This is a genomic window from Acidisoma silvae (assembly GCF_020618775.1).
Taxonomy (GTDB): Bacteria; Pseudomonadota; Alphaproteobacteria; order Acetobacterales; family Acetobacteraceae; genus Acidisoma; species Acidisoma silvae.
Genome location: NZ_JAESVB010000001.1, coordinates 411168 through 434704, shown reverse-complemented (window position 1 = coordinate 434704; position 23537 = coordinate 411168). Strand labels below are relative to the sequence as shown.

Sequence of the window (23537 nt, the reverse complement as noted above, 5' to 3'; positions counted from 1 at the left end):
GCATTTCAGCGAAACGTGATGCCGACCGATCGCCGGTTAGACCCTCAGACGGAAGCGGCCCGAGGCACCGTCCTTGGGCAGCAGCGAGACGAGCCGCCCATTCTGCCATTGCGCCAGCGAGGTGAAGGCGCGCAGATTCTGGCCACCTGGCCCGAACAGAGCGCCCCAGCCGTTGGCGAGCGTGCCCTCAGCCAGACCCAGCCCCTGCACGACGGCCAGCACCTTGTCCTTGTCCGTCGTCTTGGCCAGGCGCAGCGTATCGAAACACAGCCCCGCCCCGGCAAAATGCGACAGGCTGAGGCCGGAACGCGGCGCGGCCCCGAATTGCTGCTCATACAGCGTCGCGACCATCGCCGCATCCGGGGCCAGGCGCGCGTCGATGCTGTACGGCGCGACGCCAATGGCGAGCGTGCCTTCCATCGCCGGCCCCACCATCATGGCGGTATCGCGTGACCCATAGGGCGAGGATGCGCCGATCATGGCGCGCGGACGCCAGCGCCGGTTTGCCAGCGCCGCATGCAGCAGAACCACGTCCTCGCTGGAGCCGAAATGGATCAGCACATCCGGCTGCATGGCGGCAAGGCGCGCGGTGACGGCGGTAAAATCGGCGTCTTCGGACTGATAGGCAATCGTCATGGGCGCGGCCATGCCGCGCCGCTGGGCGGCGGCGGCGATCAGCGGCAGCAGCGCCATGCCGCTGGCGCCATCGGAATAGAGCAGGGTTACAGACAGGGTTTCGGTGGTTCGGCCAAGGGCGGGCGCGATCAGATGTTGCGCCGCTTCCAGCGCGCGGTCGGCGGTGCCGTTCTCGGTGTCGCAGATACGCAGCAGATAGTGGAAGCCGCGCGTGGTGACCGAAGGCATGGTCGCGCTGAGTTCCCAATAGGGTACGCCCGACCCTTCGCTCGCTTCACTGGCACCGAGGCTGAGCGCGCTGTCGCCGGTGCCGAAGATCAGAACCGGCTGCTGGTCGGAAATCATACTGCGCGCGGCGGCGACGGCACGGTCCGGGTCGGCAGCATCGCCCTGCACGAGATTGATCTGCTTGCCGAAGAGCCCGCCGCCGGCATTGCAGAGGTCGGTCGCCAGTTGCACGCCGCGCAAGCATTCATTGCCGAGCGTCGCCAGCGGCCCGGTCAAGGGAAACAGCGCACCCATGACGATACGGTCGTCCGCCTTGCGCTGCGGCGTCGCGGCGCGCGTAACCTCCGGGATCGCCGTCGCGGCAAGACCGGCGGCCAATCCGCCCAAAAGACTGCGCCGCCCAGCGGCCATCAGCAAAAGCTCCCGAAACCCATCATGCGATCCATAGCGCAATGCCGCATGACTGATAGGTTGGCCTTACTACTGCCCTGGCCTTGGCGGCGGAAGGGCAGCGCTTTAACTAAATTGACCTGATCCGAAGGCATTTGCCTGCCCGACAGGTCCAATCCCGGCCGGCCCCACCCTCAGACGGACGAGACCCACTCCATGACCCTTCCGCAAACCATGCGCGCGATCCTGACCCAAGGCGCCGGCGGCCCCGAGGTGATGCAGCTGGCCGAAGCGCCGCTGCCCGCCTTGCGCCCCGGCGATATCCTGATCCGTGTCGAAGCCGCCGGCATCAACCGGCCGGACGTATTGCAGCGCCAGGGCGCCTATCCGCCGCCGGCCGATGCCAGCCCGATCCTGGGCCTGGAAGTGGCCGGCACCGTCGTGGCTCTCGGGGAAGGCACGACCGGCTTCGCGGTCGGCGACCGCGTCTGCGCGCTGGCCAATGGCGGCGGCTATGCGGAATACTGCGCCGTGCCGGCGACCCAGGCCCTGCCCTGGCCAGAAGGCTATAACGCCGTGCAGGCTGCGGCTCTGCCGGAGAATTATTTCACGGTCTGGGCCAATCTGTTCCAGATGGGCGGCCTGCATGCCGGCGAAAGCGTGCTGATCCATGGCGGATCGGGCGGCATCGGCATCACCGCCATCCAGCTCGCCGCCGAATTCGGCGCCGTGGTCTTCACGACGGTCGGCAGTGCCGACAAGGCCCGTGCGGTGGAACGCCTGGGCGCGCATGCCGCCATCGACTATCACACGGCCGATTTCGCGGATGAAATCAAACGCCTGACAGCCTATCGCGGCGTCGATGTCATTCTGGACATCGTCGGTGCCCCCTATTTCGAACGCAATATCGCCTCCCTCAAGCGTGGCGGGCGGCTGGTCTTCATCGCCTTCCTGCAAGGCGCCAAAATGGCCGAGGTCGATCTACAGCCGATCATGGTCAAGCGACTGACGGTCACCGGCTCCACCCTGCGCCCGCGTACGGTGGCCGAGAAAGCCGCCATCGCCCGCGGCCTCGCCGAGCGCGTCTGGCCGGTGCTGAACGAGGGCCGCTGCGCCCCGGTGATCGAGACCGTGTTTCCGCTGGCCGACGTCGCCCGCGCCCATGCGCTGATGGAAGGCCGCAGCCATATCGGCAAAGTTATGCTGAAAGTGGCGGACTGACCCGGCCATGCTGCTCAAAACGATTGTTCTGGGTGAAGCGGCCGACGGCCGCCCGCCCGTGATCCTGCTGCACGGATTGTTCGGTTCGGCCCGAAACTGGGGCCAGCATCAGAAGACCCTGGCGGCCGCCGGCCGTCAGGTGATTGCCATGGACCTGCGCAATCATGGCGAGAGCCCGCATGGGCCGGTCCCCTCCTACGGCACCATGGCCGAGGATGTGGCCGAGACGCTGGCCGCTATAGGCATCAACCGCTGCCGGCTGCTGGGTCATTCCATGGGCGGCAAGGTCGCCATGCGCTTGGCCCTGTCGCAGCCTGACCTGCTGGAAAGCGTGATCGTCGCCGATATCGCGCCCCGCCTTTATGTCCATGGCAATGCCGATCTGGCTGCCGCCATGCTGGCGCTACCGATTACGCCGGGCATGACGCGAGCGGAGGCGAGTGCGGCACTCGCCGACCGCATTCCGGACGCGATGATCCGGTCCTTCCTTCTTCTCAACCTGAAGCTGGGCGCAGCCCAGCCCAATGGCTGGCGTATCGGCCTGTCGGAACTGGCCGAGGCCATGCCGGTGATAGAAGGCTGGGAGCCGGTTGCCGGTCAGTATCCGGGGCCGGCGCTATTCATCACCGGCGGCCGGTCCCATTACGTGCCGGAGGATGCCAGGCCCGAGATTCGCGCGCTGTTCCCCGCCGCGCGCTTCACCGTGCTGGAGAATGCCGGCCATTGGCTGCATGTCGATGACCCGGCCGGGTTCATCGCCGCCATTTCGCCGTTTCTGGATGCAGTCTAAGGCCGGCCGAATAATGCGGCGCGCGTGACAGCAAAACGGTCGCCAAAACCACGCGGTCCCGGCGCCTGATCCAGCGGGCGCTTCAGGTCACGCGCGGCGAGGACCGCCGGCAGGCCAGCCGCGCGGGCAGCGCGCGGCACCGGCGGCGCCAGCCGCGCGTCCTTCAGCCAGGCATGGGCCTCGGCCTTCAGCGCCGACAGCACCGGCACCAGGGCGGCATCGGTCGGGCGCGCGGCCGCGTCCTCCGGGATCAGTCCCTGCTCTGCCAGCAAGTCCATCGGCCAGGGCGCAAAACTCTGCCGGGCCAAAGCGAAACGGCTGCGCAGCAGGCCGGCGGCGCCATAGGCCGCCCCGCGCAGGCGCAAGCCGTGCAGCATCTGCGGATCCGTCACCCCGAGCGCCTGCCCGGCCGCGACCGCGAGGCCCCCGGCACCGCCCAGCAGCCAATCCCGCCAGGCCTGCAAGCTCTCGAAATTGCCGTCGACCTCCGCCTCCCGCGCATCGATCATGCCGAGCAGCGTGTCGCGCTGCACCGTTCCGGCCGCGACCAAATCGAAGAGCGGCGTCGAGATTTCGCCCGGCTTGGCGTCGCCCTCCACCACTTCCCGCCACCATTGCAGGCGAATCAGCGCCAGCAGGCTCTGGCTGGTCACTTCCCGCGCACGGGCCAGTTCATGGTTGAAGGCGAAGAGGGTGATCAGCGCCTCCCGCCGCTCGGCGGGCGCGAAAAGCGTGGTCAGAAAACGGTCCGGGTCATGCCGGCGCAGCGCGGAGCCAAGGGGAGAGAGCATCGCGGCCTGATGGACCGCCGCTCGGCGAATGGCAACCGGTAGAAAGCAAGAAGCAGTGAAAGCGCGGCATCTGCGAGGCCACAACGGGTTGACGCTGCCCGGGCGCGGCATAAGGTGTGGCCCGTGTCGCAGGGCCTTCAGGCTCACCCCTCAGGCCCTCAACCCGATCAAAAAACCGAATGGAGCGCATCATGGCTTTCGAGCTTCCCGCACTGCCCTATGACGTCTCGGCCCTCGCCGGGGCCGGCATGTGCCAAGAAACCCTGGAGCTGCATCACGGCAAGCACCACCAGGCCTATGTCACCGCGCTGAACGGCTTCGTTGAGAAGAACGCCGACCTTCAGGGCAAGTCCCTAGAAGAGATCGTCGCCTTCGCCAATGGCAAGGCCGATCTGGCTCCGGTCTTCAACAATGCCGGCCAGCATTGGAACCACATCCTGTTCTGGAAGAACCTGTCCCCCAAGGGCGGCGCCCTGCCGGGCAAGCTGGAAGCCAAGATCACGACTGATTTCGGCTCGGTTCAGGCCTTCAAGGACGCTTTCAAGACCGCCGCCACCACGCAGTTCGGCTCCGGCTGGGCCTGGCTGGTTCTGGCCGCCGACGGCAAGCTGAAGGTGACGAAGACCCCGAACGGTTCCAGCCCGCTCGCCACCGGCGAAGGCAAGGTTCTGCTCGGCCTCGATGTCTGGGAGCACAGCTACTACCTAGATTTCCGCAACCGCCGCCCGGATTACGTCACCAACTACCTGGACAAGCTGGCGAATTACGAATTCGCCGAAGCCGAACTCGGCTAAGCTTTCCCTTTGGGAAACAAAAAAGCCCGGGGCGCAAACCCCGGGCTTTTTTAATGGCGAAGCGGTGAAGGGCCTCAGGAAGCCTGGGTCACGGCCGGCTTGACGTCATTGGCGGCCACCGGCTTGATGATGGCAGAAATGGTGGAGCGCATCACCATGACGCGAACATTCGGCGCAATCTCGACCTCGACCTCGTCCGAACCTTCCTTGATCTTCTGCACGACGGCCAGAATGCCGCCGGCGGTCAGAACGCGGTCGCCGCGCTTGATGGCGTTGAGGCTGGCCTTGAGCGCCTTCTGCTTCTGCTGCTGCGGGCGGATCAGGATGAAATAGAAAACGCCGAAGATCAGGACCAGCGGCGCGAACTGGGCCAGGCCCGCGAGCGAGGTGCCGCCACCGAGAGACTGGGCGAAGGCCGGGGAAATCAGGTGCATTGGGGCATCCGGTTCGGTTACTGCGTGAAGGCGATAGGCTGCGTGACGGGCTCTGGAAGGATCGCCGCAAGCGGCCTCAGGCCCAAGTGCGCGGGACCATAGGGCGCGCAGACCCGCCGTCAAGCCTTGTCACGAGCCGGGGTCTGCCCTGTTCGAAATTACCTATCTCTTTCAAGGCAGAAGCGTTGGGCTGGCGATCACGCACCCGCGCCCTGCCCCTGTTTCGTTTCGGACGGATACCCCATGGATGTTTCGCTCACCGACCTCTTGACCCGCATCGCCGATGCGCTGGACCGGCTGGCCCCAGCCGCCCCCGCGCCGCTCGACCTGTCCGTCGCCGAGGGTTTCATTTGGCAGCCGGCAGAGCGGCGGCTGGTGCCGGTGCCGCATATCGCGCGCCTGCCCATCGGGCTCATTCAGGGCGTCGATCATCAGAAGCGCATCATTCTGGAGAATACGGCCCGCTTCGCGCGCGGCCTGCCGGCCAATAACGCCATGCTGTGGGGGGCGCGCGGCATGGGCAAATCCTCCCTCGTCAAAGCCGCCCATGCCGCCGTCGCGGCACAGAGCCGCGCGGGTGGCGTCAGTCCCTTCAAGCTCATCGAAATTCACCGTGATGATTTGAAGACATTGCCGGACCTGCTGAACCTGCTGCGCGGCCGCCCCGAGCGCTCGGTCGTGCTCTGCGACGACCTCTCCTTCGAAAAGGAAGACGCGGACTACAAGGCGCTGAAATCCGTGCTGGACGGCGGCATCGAAGGCCGGCCGGACAATGTTTTGTTCTATGCCACCAGCAATCGCCGGCATCTGATGGCGCGCGACATGATCGACAATGAGCGGGCGACGGCCATCAACCCTGGCGAAGCGGTTGAGGAGAAGGTCTCGCTCTCTGACCGTTTCGGCCTCTGGATCGGCTTCCACAACTGCGACCAGCCGACCTTCTTCGCCATGATCGAGGGCTATGCGGCCGCCCTGAAACTGCCGATCGAGACCGAGGCGCTGCGCGCCGGGGCGGTGGAATGGTCCGTCACGCGCGGCGGCCGGTCCGGCCGCGTCGCCTGGCAGTATATTCAGGAAACCGCAGGCCGCCTGGGCGTGACCATTCCCGGAAATTTGGACTGACGCGTTTCAAAATTAGGCGGAATCGCGCTTCACTGGGTAGGCCCCCGGAACAAGTCCGGGGGCGACGATAAAGAGCGCTCCAGCCTTAACCTGAAACGTTTTAATGCCGAAGCAGTCTCTTAGCTCCGCTCGTCTATCGTGACGCCAAGCTGCTTCAGCTTCCGATGCAGCGCGCTGCGCTCCATGCCCACGAAGGCGGCGGTTTTGCTGATATTGCCGCCGAGGCGCAGAAGCTGGGCCTGGAGATACTGGATTTCGAACAGGTCACGCGCTTCACGCAGGGTCAGCCCCATCATATCCGCGCCCGAATCCATGCTCAGCAGCTTGGGCGCGTGCGCGCCGACTTCCGCCGGCAGCACATCCGCGCGGATCGGATCGGCCGGGCTGCCCGGCGCCATGATCAGCAGCCAGTCCATCAGATTGCGCAGCTGGCGGACATTGCCGGGCCAGTCATAGGCCTGCAAAGCCGTCACCGCGTCGGGCGCCAGCTCACGCGGCGCCATGCCCGCGTTTTCCGCTGCGCGAGCCAGGAAATACTCGGCCAGCATCGGCACGTCCTCGCGCCGCTGTCGCAAGGCCGGTACCTGCAAGGGCACCACGGCCAGCCGGTAATAGAGGTCTTCGCGAAACCGCCCGGACGCAATCTCAGCCTGCAAATCGCGATTGGTGGTCGCGATCACCCGCACGTCGACGCTGACGCGGGACGACCCGCCGACCCGCTGAAAGGCCTGATCCTGCAAGGCGCGGACGATCTTGCCCTGGGTTTCCAGCGGCATGTCGGCGACTTCATCCAGCAGCAGCGTGCCGCCATGGGCGCGTTCCAGCACGCCGGCCCGGCGCGGCTCGCGGTCCGGTCCGGTCGTCGCTTCGACGCCGAAGAGCTCATCCTCGAACCGCGCGGGATTGAGGGTCGCGCAGTTCAGCGCCACGAAGGGCTGATCCGACCGGCGGGACAGCGCATGAACCATGCGCGCGGCCACTTCCTTGCCGACGCCGGCCGGCCCGCTGATCAGCACGCGGCTGCCTGTCGGCGCCACCCGCTCGATCGCGCCGCGCAAGGCCTGCATGGGCGCGCTTTCGCCCAGCAGGCTGTTCTCGGCGCCGATGCGCAGCTTCAGCTCGGCATTTTCGGCCGCCAGACGCGCCGCTTCCAGCGCACGGCGGACCATCAGCAGCAAGCGGTCGGACTTGAAGGGCTTTTCGATGAAGTCATAGGCGCCCTTCTGGATCGCCGTGACCGCCGTCTCGATCGTGCCATGGCCGGAGATCATCATCACCGGTACGCGGGGCTCTTCGCGGCACAGCACGTCCAGAATGCCCAGACCGTCGAGGCGGGAATTGCGCAGCCAGATGTCCAGAATGACCATGCTGGGGCGACGCCCCTGGAAAGACGCTATCGCCTCGTCAGCATTCGATGCCTGGCGGGTATTATAGCCCTCGTCACGCAAAATGCCGTCGATGAGCATCCGGATGTCCGGCTCATCATCGACGATCAGAATATCAGCCGCCATTATCCCTCGCCACGATCAGCGCGCGCTACGATCAGCTCGGCTGCATCTTGTCTGGTATCCGCCGGAAGAACCAGGGTTGCCACGGCACCAGGACCGGGCTTCCGGTCCTCTAAAATAAGCTTGCCGTCGTGATCTTCCATCACCTTCTTGACGATGGCGAGACCGAGGCCGGTCCCCTTCTCCTTCGTCGTCACGTAAGGTTCGGTCAATTGGTTGCGCTCGGCCTCCGGCAGGCCGATGCCGTCGTCCGCGACGCTGATATGAACCTCGGTCCCCTGCTGCGCCACCGTCAGAATGATTTCCCCGGCGCCCTCGCGGGTTGCGATGGCATCCGCCGCATTCTGCAAAAGATTGGTGAGAGCCTGGCCGATCAGCCGCTGGTCCAGGCGCGCGGTCAGGCCGCCGGCCGGAATGTCAGCCGTGAAGCGGATATCGGGCCGCGCATGCTGTTGCAGCATCAGTGCGTCACGCGCGACCTGACCCACATCCTCGGTCCGAATCACGGGCTGCGGCATCCGCGCAAAAGCTGAGAACTCGTCCACCATCCGTCCGATATCGCCGACCTGACGCACGATAGTGTCGGCGCATTGCTGGAATGTTTCCGGGTCCGAGTGGATTTCCTTCAGGAAGCGCCGCTTCAGCCGCTCGGCCGAAAGCTGAATGGGCGTCAGCGGATTCTTGATCTCATGCGCGATGCGCCGCGCGACGTCGGACCAGGCGGCTTTGCGCTGGGCGGAGGCCAGTTCGGTGATGTCATCGAAGGTGATGACGAAACCGTCGACGCGGTCTTCCGTCATTTCGGCGCCGAGGCGCGCATTCAGCAGCCGGCGCTGGGCCGGGCCGCCGATGGCCACTTCCGCTCGGCGCGGACGGTCCGGTGTTGCCCGCACCGTCTCGATCAGATCCGCGAATTCCGGCACCACCTCTTCCAGCGGACGGCCGAGGGCCGCCATCAAATCCGTATCCAGCAGGGTGGAGGCGGCCCGGTTGGGCAATTCGATCCGGCAATTGCGGTCAAGCCCGATGACGCCGGCGGAAACCCCGCCCAGCACCGCTTCGGTAAAGCGCCGCCGCTCGTCGATCTGGCTATAGGCGCGCATCAGTTCCGTACGCTGGGCATCCAGCTGTCCGGTCATGCGGTTGAAGGCGCGGGTCAGACCGGCGACTTCATCTTCGCGCCGGCTTTCCGGCAGGCGGACGGCCAGATCGCCCGAGCGGATGCGCTCGGCCGCGCGGATCAGACGGCCGACGGGCCGCGCGATCTGATTGGCGAAGACGAGGCCGACCAGGATGGAGGCGGACAGCACCAGCAGCGCCACCATGGCGAAGATGACGACGAAGGTGATTTGCAGGCTGTGGCGGTTCGATTGCAGCCGGTGATAGGCCTGCACGGCCGCCGCCGTATTCGCCATATGCGCCAGGATCGAGGGATCGACCGGCTTCTGGATCAGCAGCATCAGCGGCGGGGTGGAGGCCAGCTGCACCAGCCCGCTGACGGTCGTGCCGTCCTTGGAGCCCAGCACCACGACATCGCCGTTATGGGCGGTGGCGATGGCCCAGGCCGGCGGCAGGCCTGTCGCGATGCCGTTCATAAAACCGGCCGAGGCGACAACCTGCCCGGTCGAGGGCTCGAAAACCACGGCCTCCGTCAGACCGCGCAGCGAGACCTGGGTTTCCAGGAACTGGCCGAAATTGGAAGCGTCACTGGTCAGGAAGGGGCCGGCACGGGCCATGTCATCCGCCATGGCGAAAGCGTCGGTGCGGATTTCGTCCTTGTGCTCGGTCAGATAGCCTTGGGCCACCTGCATGCTTTCATCGAGCGCCGTGCTGACGCGTTCGTTGAACCAGGCCTGAATGCCGAGCTGAAAAAAGATGGTCGCGAAAATCGCGACGACGATGGTGGGCGTGACGGCCACCACGCTGAACAGCAGCACCAGTTGCGCCTGCATGCGCGCGCCTGCCAGGCCGCGACGGCGATCCAGATAGACATGCACGACTCGCACCGAGACCGCGATGACGAGCAGCAGCAGAACGATGAAATTGGCCGGAACGAGCGAGATGATGGCGCGGTGGCTGAGGCCCAGCGAGGATCCGCCCGACAGCACGACGAAGGAGCCGATCGCCAGCAGAACCGCCACCATCGCCAGAAGCAGAGTGACCGTCTTGCCGAAGACGACGCGCAAAACCAGCCGCAGGCGCGGCCATCTTTTGCTTACGGGCCCCTCGTCGCCGACGAGAGGCATGGTAGCAGGCGTATTGCTGATCAGCATGGGCGGAGTTTAGCCCAATTCCTGCCGCTTGGACAAAGCGGCCGTCCCCTGCCGTTCAGGCGACGCCGCGCACGACCGGCACTTCCAGATCGCGGATCTTCTTGCGCAGCGTATTGCGATTCAGACCGAGCATGGCGGCAGCCTTGATCTGATTGCCGCGTGTCGCCAGCAAGGTCAGCTGGATCAGCGGGCGTTCCACTTCCGCGATCACGCGGTCATAGATATCGTTGCCGACCAGGCCTTCCTCATGCGCCGCCAGAAACTGCTTGATATGGCGTTCCATGGCGCGGGCCAGCGGTTCGGCGGTCTCGCCGCTGGCATCCTCGACCGTGGCAGCCGTTTCGGTCAGTTCCCGGTCCAGCGCATCCGCCGTGATCGTCTCCTCGGCATGCAGCGCCGCCAGACGGCGCATCATATTCTCAAGCTCGCGGACATTGCCTGGCCAGCGATAGGCGCGCAGGCGGTCGACCGCGCCGCTGTCCAGCGACTTGAAGGGCAGGCCGTCGCCCCGCGCTTTGTCCAGGAAATGGCGGGCCAGCAGAGGAATATCCTCCACCCGCTCGCGCAGCGGCGGCAGGCGAATGGGGACGACGTTCAGGCGATAGAACAGATCCTCGCGGAACAGGCCCTGGCGGATGGCGGCGCGCAGATCGCGATGGGTGGCCGCGATGATGCGGACATTGGCGCGCACCGGCTGGCGGCCGCCGACGGCCGTGAATTCGCCTTCCTGCAGCACCCGCAGCAGGCGGGTCTGCGCCTCCTGCGGCATGTCGCCGATTTCATCCAGAAACAGCGTGCCGCCGGCGGCCTGCTCGAAACGGCCCTGGTTGCGGCTGGTGGCGCCGGTGAAGGCGCCGCGCTCATGGCCGAAGAGCTCGCTTTCGATCAGCTCGCGTGGAATCGCCGCCATATTGATGGCGACGAAAGGCCCGCCGCGACGACGCCCATAATCATGCAGTGCGCGGGCGACCAGCTCCTTGCCAGTGCCTGATTCGCCATTGATCATGACGGTGAGGTCGGTGGTCGTGAGCCGCGCCACGGTGCGATAGATTTCCTGCATCGCGGCGCTGCGGCCGATCAGCGGCAGGCGCTCGTCCGCGTCCTTGGGCTCAGCGGGCGGCTGCTCGCCAACGGGTGCCGTCGGCGCCGCCAGCGCCCGATCCACCACCGCCAGCAATTCACGCAGGTCGAAGGGCTTGGGCAGATATTCGAAAGCCCCGCGCTGGGTCGCCTTCACCGCCGTCATCAGCGTCGATTGCGCGCTCATGACGACGACGCGCAGGTCAGGCCGCACGCGGCGGATGCGGGGGATCAGGTCCAGCCCGTTCTCATCCGGCATCATGACGTCGGTGATGACGAGATCGCCTTCCCCGTCCTCCACCCAGCGCCACAGGGTCGCGGCATTGCCGGTGGTGCGGACCTGATAGCCCGAGCGGCCAAGCGCCTGGGTCAGCACAGTCCGGATCGACCGGTCATCGTCAGCAATCAGAACGGTCGGCGTCATTACTGGGCATCCTCCTCGGCGAGCATCGGCAGATGCAGCCGGAATTCCGTGCGTCCGGGGCGGCTTTCGACTTCGATCAGACCGCCATGGTCAGCGATGATCTTCGCGACAAGGGCGAGGCCCAGGCCTTGGCCGGATGGTTTCGAGCTGACGAAGGGTTCGAACAGATGCGGGCGGATATCCTCGGGGATTCCCGGCCCGTTGTCGCGCACGACCACCAGCAGCGGCAGCTCCACGCGATTATCCGATTCAGAGGTGGGGTTCGCGAGCCGCAGCCCGTGCTGGTAGCGGGTGATGAGGGTGATTTCGCTTTCCGCCGCCCCACCCGCGATCAGCGCGTCCGCCGCGTTCTTCACCAGATTGAGCAGAACCTGCACCAATTGGTCGCGATTGCCCCAGACCGAAGGCAGCGAGGGGTCGTAGCTTTCCGAAAAACGCAGCCCATCGCCGAAGCCGCTGCGGGCCAGACGCCGCACATGCTCCAGCACGCGATGGATATTCACGGCTTCCATGGCGACCGGCTTTTCGCCGAAGACTTCCATGCGGTCGACAAGGGCGCGGATGCGGTCGGCCTCGTCGCGGATCAGCACCGCCAATTCCTGATCCGCCTCGGCGACGCTGCTTTCCAGCAGCTGCGCCGCGCCGCGAATGCCGGAGAGCGGGTTCTTGATTTCATGCGCCAGGATCGCCGCCATGCCGGTGATGCTGCGGGCCGCATTGCGCGCCGCAATCTGGCGGTCCAGCGAGCGGACGGTATTGCCATCCTGAAGCACCAGCAGAACGCTGCCGGTTTCCTCCAGCGTCGTGCCCTGAACGCTGATGCCCTTCTTGTTCAGCCGGGGGCCGTCGAAGGACAGATCGTGATCCGCGATGGAACTGGCGCCGGTGCGCAGCTGGTTCACCATCAGGAACAGCGGGCTGTCCTCGGGCAGGATATCGTCCAGAGACATCTGGGCGAGCTGCGGAAACGAAATGCCCAGAAACTGCTCGGCGGCGGAATTGGCATAGGTGAAGCGGTTGTCTTCCGACAGAACCACAACCGCGACCGGCATCGCGGCCAGAACGGAAACCGCTTCCGGCAATTGGGTCGTCGGCACGGGGTTGCGCCGCACGACCGAAAGGACCGTGCGGCGGACAGCTTTGGTGACACCGCTCATATCAGGCTGCCTCGGCAAGCATCACGGATTTATCGGGGGCCGGCGCTTCCACCCCGCGTTCGATCAGCGGGTCAAGGAAGCCGTGAATGAGGCCAATTGCGGTCACGCGGTCGGCCGCGCGCATGATCTGGGACCGGAATTCGGCCGAGCCCGGCAGGCCGCGCGAATACCAGGCGACATGCTTGCGGGCCAGGCGCAGGCCCGGAATCTCGCCGAAATGGCTGAGCATCAGCTCGTAATGGGTGAGCAATATCTGCTTCCGCTCGGCCAATCCCGGCTCGGGGATTTTCTCGCCGGTCGCCAGATATTCCGCGACATTATGCAGGAACCAGGGCCGGCCGTAGCAGCCACGGCCGATCATCACGCCGTCCGCGCCGGACTGGCGCAGGGCTTCCGCCGCGTCTTCCTCGACGACGATATCGCCATTGGCGATGACGGGCAGTTTTACCGCGTCCTTCACCTGCCGGATGAAGGCCCAATCGGCCGTTCCGGTATAGAACATCTGCCGCGTGCGGCCGTGGACGGTCAGCATGCGGATGCCGCTTTCCTCCGCGATCTTGGCCAGGCGCGGCGCATTCAGGCTGTTATGGTCCCAGCCCATGCGCATCTTCAGCGTCACCGGCACATCAACGGCGCGGGCCGTCGCTTCCAGGATGCGGGCGGCCCCGATCTCGTCCTTCATGAGCGCCGAGCCGGCCATCTGGCCGACCGCGACCTTTTTCACCGGACAGCCGAAATTGATGTCGACGATATTGGCGCCCAGCCCGACCGCGATACGCGCCGCCTCGGCCATGGCCTGCGGGTCGCAGCCCGCGAGCTGGATGGAATTGGGCGCGCCGCCCGTGCCGCCGCCATCGGCGATCTTGGCCATGCGCAAAGTTGCCTGATTTTCCCGCACCATGGCCCAGGAGGCGATCATCTCGGAGACCACCAGGCCGGCGCCGAGGTCGCGCGCCATCGTGCGGAACGGCAGGTCCGTCACGCCCGAAAGCGGTGCCAGGATAACAGGCGTCTCGATCACCGGATTGCCACGACCGCCAAGGGCAATCGGGGACAGCGTCGGGATCGGCGTTGATTGATCTGGAATCGTTCGATTGCCCATAGATTGTGCAGATACAGCACGAGCGGGTTGACGCGCAATCGGTCAGAGACGAGTTTGCGCCCTCAGCAGCCCCGCCTCCGCAATCCAAGGTGATCTATGACGACGACTTCTGGCCTTCCTTCGCTCGCAACCCGTGTCGGCACGGGTTTTGACGTGCATGTGCTGGAAACCGGGCGGCCGCTGGTGCTGTGCGGCGTCACCGTGCCGCATGAACAGGGTCTAGCCGGACATTCGGACGCCGATGTCGGCATCCACGCGCTGTGCGACGCCATCTATGGTGCGCTGGCCGAGGGCGATATCGGCCGCCACTTCCCGCCGTCGGAAATGAAGTGGAAGGACGCCGACAGCGCCCGCTTCCTGCGCCACGCCGCCGAGCGCATCGCCGCCCGTGGCGGTATTCTGGTCAATGCCGATGTCACGCTGATCTGCGAGCAGCCGAAAATCACGCCCCATGCGCCGGCCATGATCGCGCGTCTGGCGGATCTGTTGGGCGTTCCCGCCTCCCGCATGTCGGTCAAGGCGACGACGACGGAAAAACTCGGCTTCGCCGGCCGGCGCGAGGGCATCGCGGCCCAGGCCGCCGTGTCCATCCTGGTACCGTTAAGCGAGTAAGGCGGCCATCATTCCATGGGTGCCGAGACGATCCGCGATATCGACGGGCTGATCCGCGCGGGTTTCGCGACGGAAGCGGATCGCCCGGCGCTGACCGAAGTCGGCGCCCGCTACGCGATCACCCTACCCGCGCATGTCGCGGCGCTGATCGAAAGCCCGGACGACGCCATCGGCCGGCAATTCGTGCCGCATGGCGATGAGCGCATCACCGCCGCCCATGAAGACCCCGACCCGATCGGTGATGACGCGCTGTCGCCACTGCCCGGCATCGTCCACCGCTATGCCGACCGCGTGCTGCTGAAGCCGCTCCTGATCTGCCCGGTCTATTGCCGCTTCTGCTTCCGGCGCGAGCATGTAGGGCCGGATGGCGGCCTGCTGACGGAAGCGCAGCTCGACGCCGCCTTTGGTTACATCGCGGCGCATCCGGAACTGCGGGAAGTCATCCTGACCGGCGGCGACCCGTTGATGCTGTCGCCCCGCCGGATGGCGGCGATCATGCGGCGGCTGGCCGCGATCCCGCATGTGGAGACGATCCGCATCCATTCCCGCCTGCCGTTGGCCACACCCGACCGGCTGACGGAGGCGATGGCCGAGGCGCTGGATGTGGACCGCGCCGTCTGGCTGGTGGTCCACGCCAATCACGCGCGGGAATTCACCCCCGCAGGCCGCGCGGCGCTCAGGCGGGTGCAGACCCGTGGCATCCCGGTGCTCGGCCAGTCCGTGCTGTTGCGCGGCGTCAATGACAGCTCAGAGGCGCTGGAAGGCCTGTTCCGGGCCATGATCGCATCCCGCGTCAAACCCTATTACCTGCATCAGCTGGACCCCGCGCCCGGCACGGCGCGCTTCCATGTGCCGATCAGCGAGGGCCAGGCTTTGCTGCGGTCCCTGCGCGGCCGCGTCACCGGCCTCGCCTGGCCCACCTATGTGCTGGATATTCCCCGCGGCCAAGGCAAGGTGCCGATCGGCCCCGGCTATCTGGACGACGAAAACACGGTGCGCGACCCCGCGGGTATCACCCATAGGCTGGGCGCAGCCCGCGCAAGCTTGCCCGGAGATGGCGGAGCGGTTACAAGCCCCGCCTCTAATCCCGACGATATTGAGAAGTCCGATGAAGCAGCAGGCGAACCTTATCCGCGCCGGCCAGGTGATCGAGCATGAAGGCCGTCGTTGGACGGTTCTGAAGCAGCAGATCATTACCCCTGGCAAAGGCGGCGCTTTTATTCAGGTCGAAATGCGCGACCTGAAGACCGGCAACAAGACGAACGAGCGCTGGCGCACCGCCGATACGGTCGAACGCCTGATGACCGATAACAAAGATTACATCTACTCCTATACCGATGGGGACAATCTTGTTCTCATGGACAAGGAGACCTACGAGCAGACGATGATCCCGGCCGAGCTGCTGGGCGATGCGGTCGCCTTCCTGCAGGACAATATGCAGGTCGAGCTTGATCTGGTCGAAGGCGAGGCCGTCGGCATTCATCTGCCGTCCTCCGTCATTCTCGAAATCGTCGAAGCCGATCCCGTCGTGAAGGGCCAGACCGCCGCCAGCTCCTACAAGCCGGCGATCCTGTCCAACGGCGTGAAGACCATGGTTCCGCCCTTCATTGAGACCGGGGAGCGCATCGTGGTGCGCACCGACGACGCGTCCTATGTCGAGCGGGCGAAAAGCTGACGGTCTGACAATCCCATGGCCGCACGCCTCTCAGCCCATCTGACCATTATGGCCAATGCCGCCCAAAAGGCGGCCAAGCAGCTTCTGCGCGACTTCAGCGAAGTCGAGCAGTTGCAGGTCAGCATCAAGGGTCCGTCCGACTTCGTCACCCAGGCCGATATCCGGGCCGAAGCGACGATCAAGCAGGAGCTGACCAAAGCCCGCCCCGGCTATGCCTTCCTCATGGAAGAATCCGGCGCCTCGGGCGGCGACAACTGGACCTGGCGCTGGGTGGTGGACCCCTTGGACGGCACCACCAACTTCCTGCACGGCATGCCGCATTGGGCGATTTCGATCGCGCTGGAGCGCCGCCTGCCGGATGGCACGATCGAGATCAATGCCGGTCTCATCTACGCGCCCTGCACGGACGAGATGTTCTGGGCCGAAAAGGGCTCGGGCGCTTTCGTGAACGAGCGCCGCCTGCGCGTGGCCGCCCGTCGCGACTTCTCCCAGGCGGTCTTCGCGACCGGCATTCCCTTCGCGGTGACCAGTCCGCGACAGCGCCTGTCCTTCGCCCGCACGCTCAGCACCCTGATGCCGCAGGTGGCGGGTATCCGCCGCTTCGGCGCCGCCTCGCTCGACCTCGCCTGGGTCGCGGCCGGCCGTTTCGACGGCTACTGGGAAATCGGCGTGAAGCCCTGGGATATCGCGGCGGGCATTCTGATCGTGCGCGAGGCCGGCGGCTATGTGACGACGCCGAGCGGCGGCGACCAGATCGCCGACGACCTGGTGGCCGCCAATCCGACGCTGCATCCGAAGCTGCTGGAAGCCGTGGCCGACGGGGTCAGCGCCGCCGGCGGCTGAATTTTCCCGAAGTTTTGTTTCGCCTGATACAACGGCCGCCCCTCACCGGGCGGCCGTTGTCGTTTCAGGCCGCCACGGCCCGGCGATGGGCGCTGGTCGCCAGCACCGTCGCGACCAGGCCGAAGACCGCCGCGAAGGACAACCACAGGCCGGGCATGGCGCGATCGCCGGTCGCATGAATCAGGATCGTGCATGTGGCCGGCGTGAAGCCGCCGAAAATGGCCGTCGCCAGGCTATAGGCGATCGAGAAGCCCGATGTGCGGACCTTTTCCGGCATGATCTCCACCAGAAACGGCACCGCCGCTCCGTTATACATACCGAAAATGAAGGAGAACCACAGCTCCGCCACCAGCAGATGGCTGAAGCTGGTGGAATGGGTCAGCCACAGCATGATGGGATAGGCCGTTACGATGGCCAGGACCGTGACCGCGATCAAAGGCCGCCGCCGCCCAAAGATATCCGAAATATAGCCGCCAATCGGCAGCCAGATGAAATTGGAGACGGCGATGCAGAGCGTGACGATCATGACGTCCAGCTCGTTCAGATGCAGCTCGCGCTTGCCGAAGGTCGGGGTATAGGCGGTGATCAAGTAGAAGCTGACCGTCGTCATGGTGATCAGCATCATGCCGACCAGGATCATCGGCCATTGCGCCGCGACCGATGTCCAGATCTCGCCCATGCTGGGGCGGTGACGGCGCCGGGCGAAGGCCTCCGTCTCCTGCAACGAGCTGCGCAGGAAGAATAGGAAGGGAATGATGGCGCAGCCGAGCAGCAGCGGTATCCGCCATGCCCAGGCGGACAAGGCGCCCAGAGGCAAAGCCAGGCTCAGCACGACGCCGATAATGGCCGCAACGGCCACCGCCACCTGCTGGCTGCCGGACTGCCAGGCGCAGAAAAACCCTTTCCGGTTCGGCGGCGCGATTTCGGCCAGGTAGACGGAGACGCCGCCGAGCTCGACCCCGGCCGACAGGCCCTGGACGAGCCTGCCCAGGATGACGATCAGGGGGGCGGCGATGCCGATCGTTTCAAAACTGGGCGTTACCGCCACCATCAGCAGACCGATCGCCATCAGAAACAGGGTCAGGATCAAACCCTTCCGCCGCCCGTGATGGTCGATATAGGCGCCGAGGATGATGGCCCCCAAGGGGCGCATGAGGAAGCCGACGCCGAAGGTTCCCAGCGTCAGCATCAGGGATGCAAAATCGCTTTTCGCTGGAAAAAACGCCCGGCCGATATAGGGCGCGTAATAGGCGAAGATCATGAAATCATACATTTCGAGGAAATTGCCGCTGGTGACGCGGATGACCGCACCCAGCTTCGAGCCGGACTGCACGGCCAAGGCCTGATCGGCTTCCCGATTGAGTGTCACCATGTTCGGCAGTCCTCCCTCGAACGTCCCACGACTCATTTCCGCCCCGGTGTGACTCGGGGCGGATGTGGACTTTCATCATCAACCTATGCCGAAATCGAACGCAGCGCCACGCACCCCCCTCCCCGTCAGGATGAAACTACCGTAGACCGCTGGGGACATGCGCCGCACACGCCCTTTCCTGTTCGCCACTCTCGTCCTGGCCGCACCCTTGCCGGCAGCCGTTCAGGCGGCTGCACAGGTGACGGTCGACCCTAACGCGTTGAACAAGCTGGGTAGCCCCAGCCTGCCTGCGCCGCCGCCGGCCCAAGGCGCCTCGCCCGCGACGCCGAGCCATCGCGTCTGGCATCGGCCGCGCCATCACACGGCCAGTACGGGCCATAAAACCCATTCGGCGCCCGAAGGCACGGCCGCCGGCACAACGCCGCCTTTGCCGGCCACACCGCCCCCCGCCCCGGCCAAGCCCGAGGCTGGCGCCAAGCCGGCCGTCATTCTGCCGCCGGCCGCGACCAAGACCGAGAACCGCGCGAATCTCGGCAGTTCGTTCGAAGCCGTACCGGTTCTGCCGGGGGCCATCCCGGCCATGCCGGCCCCGCCCAAGATCACCGTCGAAACGCCCGCACCCAAAAAACCCAAGCCGCCGAAGGTTGCACCGAGCGCCGCTTCGCCTGCCGCACCCGTGCCCGTCCCGCCTCCGCCGAGCGAAGCACCGCCACCGGCCGACCTTTCCCCCGCGACACCGGCACCGGTAGCAGCTGCCCCTCAGCCTGCCGCACCTCCGGTCACGGCACCAAAACCGCCAGTCGCGCCCGCCGCCCCCGCGCCGGCCCCGATCAAGACGCCGGCCTCCAGCCAGAATAGTCTGCCGCCGGGCGCTGACCTGCTGACGCTGCCCTATACGGGCCAGGACACCGACGCTTCCGGCGCCGTTCCGGCCCTGATCCGGGATTTCGTGACCCGTCACGGCACCAGCGTGCTGTATGTCGTGCGTGCCTATGCCAGCCAGCCGAAGGGCGACGATGACCCGTCCACCCCGCGCCGCCTGGCGCTGATGCGGGCCCAGGGCGTGGCAGCCGCCCTACAGGACGCCGGCGTCGACCCGATCCATATCCGCCTGCTGGCGCTGGGCAATTCTGGCGGCAATGCCGGCAATGCGCCCACCGAGCGCGTCGATCTCATCGCCATGCCGCCCGCCACCGGGCATAGTGCTTCCCCATCCTCACCGTGAGCAGGTCCTCGCCTCCATGACACGGCCGACCACCTACCTCATTCGCATGCTGATCTTCCTGGCCGCCGTCATCGCGGTCGGGATCTTCCTGATCCCGAAGATCAAGATCTTCTTCGCCAGCAATCCGGCGCTGAACAGCTTCATCTTTTTCGTGATGCTGCTGGGCGTGATCTGGAATCTGCGGCAGGTGCTGCGGCTGGAACCCGAAGTGCGCTGGGTCGGCGATTATCAGCGCACCCGCCAGAAGCTGACGGGCATCACGCCGCCGAAGCTCCTTGCCCCCATGGCCCGCATGCTGGCCGCCCGCGCGGATGCCACGGGGCGCGAAAGCCGCGTCTCCATCTCGGCCCAGGCCATGCGCAGCCTGCTGGACGGCATCGGCAGCCGACTGGACGAAAGCCGAGAAATCTCGCGCTACGCCACGGCATTGATGATCTTCCTCGGTCTGCTCGGCACCTTCTGGGGCCTGCTGCGCACCGTCAGCGCGGTCGCCGACGTCATCCAGGGCATGAGCGTGGGCTCGGGCGATATCAACGCGGTCTTCGACCAGCTGAAATCGGGCCTGGCGGGGCCGCTGGCCGGCATGTCCACCGCCTTTTCCTCCTCCATGTTCGGCCTTGCCGGCGCGTTGGTGCTGGGCTTCCTCGATCTTCAGGCGGGCCAGGCGCAGAACCGCTTCTATAACGAGCTGGAAGACTGGCTGGCCGGCTTCACCCGGCTGTCCTCCGGCGTGCTGGGCGGCGAAGGCGAAGGCGGCAATGTGCCCGCCTATGTGCAGGCGCTACTGGAACAGACGGCTGAGAATATGGAAGGGCTGCAAACGGTTCTGGCGCGCGGCGAGGAAGGTCGCGGACAGACCGCCCAGGTGCTGGGCACGCTGGCCGACCGGCTGAATACCTTCACGGATACCATGCGCGCCAATCAGCAGCTGATGCTGCGCATCGCCGAAAGCCAGCAGGCGCTGGCCCCGGCTTTGCAGCGGCTGGGCGATTCCCGCGACAATCGCGCGTCCGACGAAATCGCCCATGCCCATCTCCGCAATATCGAACATGCGCTGCAGCGCATGATCACCGAATCCGAACAGGGCCGCGTTCAGACGACCTCGGAACTGCGCAACGAATTGCGCGTGCTGGCGCGAACGGTCGCCGCCCTCGGCGACGGAGCGCGCTGAGCCATGGCGGGCCGCCGCCGGCGCCAAAATAACGGTCTCGATGCCTGGCCGGGTTATGTGGATGCGCTGTCCACGCTGCTTATGGTCACGATCTTCGTGCTGCTGGTCTTCGTGCTGGCGCAGGGGCTGCTGTCGGTCACGCTCACCAGCAAGGACCGCGCACTGGAACGGCTGAACCAGCAGATCGCGCAGCTGACGGATATGCTGTCGCTGGAGAAAGGCCGCGCCGCCGACCTGCAGAACAATGTCGCGGGGCTCGCGCATGATCTGGGCGACGTCACCACCGCGCGCGACGCGCTGGCGAAGCAGCTGGCGACCGCACAGGCGCAGCTGTCCCAGGACAGCGCGCAGGTAACGGCGCTGACCGCCCAGCGCGACAAGCTCGCCGCCCAGCTCTCCGACAGTACCGAACAGTCGCAATCCGCCAGTTCGCGCCTGAATGACATGCAGGGCCAACTGACCCAGCAGACATCGGCGACGGCCGACGCCCAGACGCAGCTCGCGACCCTGCGGGCGGCTTTGGCAGATACCCAGCAAAAACTGCAGGCGGACCAGGCGCAACTGGCCCAGGCAAGCGCCGCCGCTGCCGCCGCGAAAAGCACCAGCGACAGCTCCACCACGCGCGTGACGCAGTTGCAGAGCCAACTCGCGGCCATGGAGACCCGCGCCAAGACGGCGGAAGCCAGTCTGGCGACCGACGCCACGCAGCTTGCCCAGGATAAGGCGCAGATCGCGCAGCAGGCGGGACAGGTATCGGCTGGCGATACGGCGCTGACGCAGCAAAAGCAGCAGACGGACGCGGCCAATGCGCAACTGGCGCTGCTCACCCAGCAGATGACCGCCCTTCGCGCCCAGCTGGACGCGATTTCGGCCGCCCTGCAATTGCAGGAATCCCAGGGTCGGGACAAGGACGCGCAGATCGCCGATCTCGGCCGAAAGCTCAATCTGGCGCTCGCCGCCAAAGTGCAGGAACTACAGCGCTACCGCAGCGATTTCTTCGGTGAATTGCGGCAGGTTTTGCAGAACCAGCCCAATATCAAGATCGTCGGCGACCGCTTCGTCTTTCAGAGCGACGTTCTGTTTCCGTCCAACAGCGCTGATCTGACCTCGGACGGTCAGGTGCAGATCGATAAGATCGGCCAGGCCATCAAGTCGATCGCCAAGGAAATTCCGGCCAATATTACCTGGGTCCTGCGCGTGGACGGACATGCCGACAGCATTCCCATCACCGGCGGGCCATTCAAGGACAACTGGCAATTATCCTCGGCCCGCGCGATTGCGGTGGTGCAACTACTGATTCTGGACGGCGTGCCGGCGAACCATCTGGTTGCGGCCGCTTTCGGCGACACGCAGCCGATCGATCCGGGCAATAGCCCGACGGCGCTGGCCCGCAACCGCCGCATCGAATTCCGCCTAACCGACCGCTGAGCTCGATGCTGGATCAACCGCAGGCACCGCAGGAATGGAGCATCGGCCGGCAGCGCATCCTGCAGGCCGACTGTCTGACTGCATTGGCCGAACTGCCGCCCGAAAGTGTCGATATCTGCGTCACTTCGCCGCCGTACAATATCGGCATCGCCTATCGCAGCTATCAGGACAAGCTGCCGCGCGAGACCTATCTGGACTGGATGGCTGAGGTCGGCCTTGCCATCGAGCGCGTGCTGAAACCCGACGGCTCCTTCTTCCTCAATGTCGGCAGCACCGGCAATGACCCCTGGATCGCGAGCGATGTCGCGGACGCCATGACGCGCGAGATGGTGTTGCAGAACCATATCGTCTGGGTGAAGTCGCTGAGCGTCGGTGATGACACAATCGGCCATTTCAAGCCCATCACCAGCAGCCGCTTCCTGAACAACAATCACGAATCCATCTACCATTTCACCAAGGACGGTCATGTCGCGGTGGACCGCCTGGCGGTCGGCGTGCCGTTCAAGGACAAGTCCAATATCGCGCGCTGGGGCCATGCCCGCGACCGGCGTTGCGCCGGCAATGTCTGGTATCTGCCCTATAAGACTGTGAAGTCGCGCGCCCAGAAATTCGACCATCCGGCTGGCTTTCCGGTGGAACTGCCGATGCGCTGCATCAAGCTGGCCGGTATCGAAGACCCCGTCGTGCTCGACCCCTTTCTGGGGGCCGGCACAACCCTGGTCGCGGCCGAGCAATTGGGCGCGCGCGGAATAGGGATCGAGATCGACGCGGACTACGCCGCCCGCGCGGCGGAACGGCTGCGGCAGGCTATGGCGGCGACTTAACGCACGTAGACGCGGATCTGTTCGGCCGGCGCGTCGGCCGAGACCAGCGCGCCCAGCGTGACGCGCGATGACGGCACGCCCGCGCCTTGCACGGTATCGGCCACTTCCGCCGCCTGTGCCGTCAGCGCCTTGGCCGCCGTGATCTGCGTCAGCGGCGTGCCGGTCTGCGGCACGGTGGAGACGATATCGAACGCGACATCGGGCTTCACCGCTTCCGCATCGCGCACCGCACCGGTCAGCGCCGAAAGATAGTCGGCGGCCGAAGTGCCGGCCGGGATCGTCACCAGCGGCAAAAGGCCTGTCTGATCCTGCGTCACCGCGATGGTCGCGGCCGAGGGCTTCGGCGGCTTGGCGGCCAGCAGGCCCCGTCCGGGCGGAGCGCAGGACACCACCAGCAAAGCCGCCGCGCCGAGTGCCAAATAGCTTTTCATGGAAAC

At 65.8% G+C, this 23537-nt stretch carries 21 protein-coding genes and 1 pseudogene; 12 read left to right on the top strand and 10 right to left on the bottom strand.

Translation table 11 applies throughout. From position 1 onward, the window contains the following. Positions 1–36 precede the first annotated feature (36 nt). Complete coding sequence (locus tag ASILVAE211_RS02080) at positions 37–1275, bottom strand: ABC transporter substrate-binding protein (protein ID WP_227319615.1); 1239 nt, start codon at positions 1273–1275, stop codon at positions 37–39. 195 nt (positions 1276–1470) lie between these two features. Between ASILVAE211_RS02080 and ASILVAE211_RS02075 the strand changes: the two genes are divergently transcribed. Together ASILVAE211_RS02075 and ASILVAE211_RS02070 are read left to right on the top strand one after the other, a co-directional pair. Next, positions 1471–2475: an NAD(P)H-quinone oxidoreductase gene (locus ASILVAE211_RS02075; RefSeq protein WP_227319614.1), complete on the top strand. Its 1005-nt coding sequence runs from the start codon at positions 1471–1473 to the stop codon at positions 2473–2475. 7 nt (positions 2476–2482) lie between these two features. Next, the gene (locus ASILVAE211_RS02070; RefSeq protein WP_227319613.1) at positions 2483–3265 is read left to right on the top strand and encodes an alpha/beta fold hydrolase; all 783 of its coding nucleotides are present in this window, start codon (positions 2483–2485) and stop codon (positions 3263–3265) included. On the opposite strand, the gene ASILVAE211_RS02065 is transcribed toward ASILVAE211_RS02070, so the two are convergent. Then, complete coding sequence (locus ASILVAE211_RS02065; RefSeq protein ID WP_227319612.1) at positions 3262–4056, bottom strand: squalene/phytoene synthase family protein; 795 nt, start codon at positions 4054–4056, stop codon at positions 3262–3264. The genes ASILVAE211_RS02070 and ASILVAE211_RS02065 overlap by 4 nt on opposite strands. Before the next feature lie 191 nt (positions 4057–4247). On the opposite strand from ASILVAE211_RS02065, the gene ASILVAE211_RS02060 reads away from it, so the two are divergent. Next, positions 4248–4850, top strand: a complete 603-nt coding sequence (locus ASILVAE211_RS02060) for a superoxide dismutase (RefSeq protein ID WP_227319611.1) — start codon at positions 4248–4250, stop codon at positions 4848–4850. A gap of 74 nt (positions 4851–4924) precedes the next feature. On the opposite strand, the gene yajC is transcribed toward ASILVAE211_RS02060, so the two are convergent. Further along, positions 4925–5284 (bottom strand): preprotein translocase subunit YajC, encoded by a 360-nt coding sequence (yajC, locus tag ASILVAE211_RS02055; RefSeq protein WP_227319610.1) that lies wholly within the window; start codon positions 5282–5284, stop codon positions 4925–4927. A 243-nt stretch (positions 5285–5527) separates the two neighbouring features. On the opposite strand from yajC, the gene ASILVAE211_RS02050 reads away from it, so the two are divergent. Continuing rightward, positions 5528–6406 (top strand): ATP-binding protein, encoded by an 879-nt coding sequence (locus tag ASILVAE211_RS02050; protein WP_227319609.1) that lies wholly within the window; start codon positions 5528–5530, stop codon positions 6404–6406. Positions 6407–6525: 119 nt separating this feature from the next. On the opposite strand, the gene ntrX is transcribed toward ASILVAE211_RS02050, so the two are convergent. The 5 genes from ntrX to dusB all read right to left on the bottom strand — a co-directional run bounded on the left by ntrX (position 6526) and on the right by dusB (position 13950). Beyond that, complete coding sequence (ntrX, locus tag ASILVAE211_RS02045) at positions 6526–7917, bottom strand: nitrogen assimilation response regulator NtrX (protein WP_227319608.1); 1392 nt, start codon at positions 7915–7917, stop codon at positions 6526–6528. Continuing rightward, positions 7917–10160, bottom strand: a complete 2244-nt coding sequence (locus ASILVAE211_RS02040) for a sensor histidine kinase NtrY-like (RefSeq protein ID WP_227320117.1) — start codon at positions 10158–10160, stop codon at positions 7917–7919. The genes ntrX and ASILVAE211_RS02040 overlap by 1 nt, the downstream gene beginning before the upstream one ends. A gap of 82 nt (positions 10161–10242) precedes the next feature. Beyond that, positions 10243–11691: a nitrogen regulation protein NR(I) gene (ntrC, locus tag ASILVAE211_RS02035; protein ID WP_227319607.1), complete on the bottom strand. Its 1449-nt coding sequence runs from the start codon at positions 11689–11691 to the stop codon at positions 10243–10245. Beyond that, positions 11691–12848 carry a two-component system sensor histidine kinase NtrB gene (locus ASILVAE211_RS02030; protein WP_406566003.1) on the bottom strand — a complete coding sequence of 386 codons (1158 nt, stop codon included), beginning with the start codon at positions 12846–12848 and terminating at the stop codon, positions 11691–11693. The genes ntrC and ASILVAE211_RS02030 overlap by 1 nt, the downstream gene beginning before the upstream one ends. Before the next feature lies 1 nt (position 12849). Further along, on the bottom strand, positions 12850–13950 hold the full coding sequence (dusB, locus tag ASILVAE211_RS02025; protein WP_227319606.1) for a tRNA dihydrouridine synthase DusB: 1101 nt from the start codon (positions 13948–13950) through the stop codon (positions 12850–12852). 120 nt (positions 13951–14070) lie between these two features. Between dusB and ispF the strand changes: the two are divergent. The 4 genes and pseudogenes from ispF to ASILVAE211_RS02005 form a co-directional block, all read left to right on the top strand. Further along, positions 14071–14562 (top strand): annotated as a pseudogene (gene ispF, locus ASILVAE211_RS02020) (2-C-methyl-D-erythritol 2,4-cyclodiphosphate synthase); the annotation flags it as partial. A 15-nt stretch (positions 14563–14577) separates the two neighbouring features. Further along, positions 14578–15720: a lysine-2,3-aminomutase-like protein gene (locus ASILVAE211_RS02015; RefSeq protein ID WP_227319604.1), complete on the top strand. Its 1143-nt coding sequence runs from the start codon at positions 14578–14580 to the stop codon at positions 15718–15720. Beyond that, positions 15671–16237, top strand: coding sequence for an elongation factor P (efp, locus tag ASILVAE211_RS02010; protein WP_227319603.1), 567 nt, complete (start codon positions 15671–15673; stop codon positions 16235–16237). Before ASILVAE211_RS02015 ends, efp begins: the two co-directional genes overlap by 50 nt. A 15-nt stretch (positions 16238–16252) precedes the next feature. Continuing rightward, positions 16253–17080, top strand: coding sequence for an inositol monophosphatase family protein (locus ASILVAE211_RS02005; protein ID WP_227319602.1), 828 nt, complete (start codon positions 16253–16255; stop codon positions 17078–17080). A 64-nt stretch (positions 17081–17144) separates the two neighbouring features. On the opposite strand, the gene tcuC is transcribed toward ASILVAE211_RS02005, so the two are convergent. Further along, on the bottom strand, positions 17145–18452 hold the full coding sequence (tcuC, locus tag ASILVAE211_RS02000; RefSeq protein WP_227319601.1) for an MFS transporter: 1308 nt from the start codon (positions 18450–18452) through the stop codon (positions 17145–17147). A gap of 157 nt (positions 18453–18609) precedes the next feature. Between tcuC and ASILVAE211_RS01995 the strand changes: the two genes are divergently transcribed. From ASILVAE211_RS01995 to ASILVAE211_RS01980, 4 genes are read left to right on the top strand one after another with little or no spacing between them, the layout of a single operon-like run. Further along, entirely contained in the window at positions 18610–19677 is a 1068-nt protein-coding gene (locus tag ASILVAE211_RS01995) for a hypothetical protein (protein WP_227320139.1), read from the top strand. Between the two features lie 16 nt (positions 19678–19693). After that, on the top strand, positions 19694–20848 hold the full coding sequence (locus ASILVAE211_RS01990; protein WP_227319600.1) for a flagellar motor protein MotA: 1155 nt from the start codon (positions 19694–19696) through the stop codon (positions 20846–20848). A 3-nt stretch (positions 20849–20851) separates the two neighbouring features. Next, positions 20852–22276: a peptidoglycan -binding protein gene (locus tag ASILVAE211_RS01985; protein WP_227319599.1), complete on the top strand. Its 1425-nt coding sequence runs from the start codon at positions 20852–20854 to the stop codon at positions 22274–22276. Positions 22277–22281: 5 nt separating this feature from the next. After that, on the top strand, positions 22282–23100 hold the full coding sequence (locus ASILVAE211_RS01980) for a DNA-methyltransferase (RefSeq protein WP_227319598.1): 819 nt from the start codon (positions 22282–22284) through the stop codon (positions 23098–23100). Here ASILVAE211_RS01980 and ASILVAE211_RS01975 read toward each other — a convergent pair. Further along, entirely contained in the window at positions 23097–23531 is a 435-nt protein-coding gene (locus ASILVAE211_RS01975; RefSeq protein WP_227319597.1) for a hypothetical protein, read from the bottom strand. The genes ASILVAE211_RS01980 and ASILVAE211_RS01975 overlap by 4 nt on opposite strands. Positions 23532–23537 lie beyond the last annotated feature (6 nt).

What these genes read in the sequence shown, in the direction of transcription:
- ASILVAE211_RS02080 (WP_227319615.1), bottom strand. Translation starts at nt 1,275, where the DNA reads ATGGCCGCTGGGCGGCGCAGTCTTTTGGGCGGATTGGCCGCCGGTCTT.
- ASILVAE211_RS02075 (WP_227319614.1), top strand. Translation starts at nt 1,471, where the DNA reads ATGACCCTTCCGCAAACCATGCGCGCGATCCTGACCCAAGGCGCCGGC.
- ASILVAE211_RS02070 (WP_227319613.1), top strand. Translation starts at nt 2,483, where the DNA reads ATGCTGCTCAAAACGATTGTTCTGGGTGAAGCGGCCGACGGCCGCCCG.
- ASILVAE211_RS02065 (WP_227319612.1), bottom strand. Translation starts at nt 4,056, where the DNA reads ATGCTCTCTCCCCTTGGCTCCGCGCTGCGCCGGCATGACCCGGACCGT.
- ASILVAE211_RS02060 (WP_227319611.1), top strand. Translation starts at nt 4,248, where the DNA reads ATGGCTTTCGAGCTTCCCGCACTGCCCTATGACGTCTCGGCCCTCGCC.
- yajC (WP_227319610.1), bottom strand. Translation starts at nt 5,284, where the DNA reads ATGCACCTGATTTCCCCGGCCTTCGCCCAGTCTCTCGGTGGCGGCACC.
- ASILVAE211_RS02050 (WP_227319609.1), top strand. Translation starts at nt 5,528, where the DNA reads ATGGATGTTTCGCTCACCGACCTCTTGACCCGCATCGCCGATGCGCTG.
- ntrX (WP_227319608.1), bottom strand. Translation starts at nt 7,917, where the DNA reads ATGGCGGCTGATATTCTGATCGTCGATGATGAGCCGGACATCCGGATG.
- ASILVAE211_RS02040 (WP_227320117.1), bottom strand. Translation starts at nt 10,160, where the DNA reads ATGCCTCTCGTCGGCGACGAGGGGCCCGTAAGCAAAAGATGGCCGCGC.
- ntrC (WP_227319607.1), bottom strand. Translation starts at nt 11,691, where the DNA reads ATGACGCCGACCGTTCTGATTGCTGACGATGACCGGTCGATCCGGACT.
- ASILVAE211_RS02030 (WP_406566003.1), bottom strand. Translation starts at nt 12,848, where the DNA reads ATGAGCGGTGTCACCAAAGCTGTCCGCCGCACGGTCCTTTCGGTCGTG.
- dusB (WP_227319606.1), bottom strand. Translation starts at nt 13,950, where the DNA reads ATGGGCAATCGAACGATTCCAGATCAATCAACGCCGATCCCGACGCTG.
- ASILVAE211_RS02015 (WP_227319604.1), top strand. Translation starts at nt 14,578, where the DNA reads ATGGGTGCCGAGACGATCCGCGATATCGACGGGCTGATCCGCGCGGGT.
- efp (WP_227319603.1), top strand. Translation starts at nt 15,671, where the DNA reads ATGAAGCAGCAGGCGAACCTTATCCGCGCCGGCCAGGTGATCGAGCAT.
- ASILVAE211_RS02005 (WP_227319602.1), top strand. Translation starts at nt 16,253, where the DNA reads ATGGCCGCACGCCTCTCAGCCCATCTGACCATTATGGCCAATGCCGCC.
- tcuC (WP_227319601.1), bottom strand. Translation starts at nt 18,452, where the DNA reads ATGGTGACACTCAATCGGGAAGCCGATCAGGCCTTGGCCGTGCAGTCC.
- ASILVAE211_RS01995 (WP_227320139.1), top strand. Translation starts at nt 18,610, where the DNA reads ATGCGCCGCACACGCCCTTTCCTGTTCGCCACTCTCGTCCTGGCCGCA.
- ASILVAE211_RS01990 (WP_227319600.1), top strand. Translation starts at nt 19,694, where the DNA reads ATGACACGGCCGACCACCTACCTCATTCGCATGCTGATCTTCCTGGCC.
- ASILVAE211_RS01985 (WP_227319599.1), top strand. Translation starts at nt 20,852, where the DNA reads ATGGCGGGCCGCCGCCGGCGCCAAAATAACGGTCTCGATGCCTGGCCG.
- ASILVAE211_RS01980 (WP_227319598.1), top strand. Translation starts at nt 22,282, where the DNA reads ATGCTGGATCAACCGCAGGCACCGCAGGAATGGAGCATCGGCCGGCAG.
- ASILVAE211_RS01975 (WP_227319597.1), bottom strand. Translation starts at nt 23,531, where the DNA reads ATGAAAAGCTATTTGGCACTCGGCGCGGCGGCTTTGCTGGTGGTGTCC.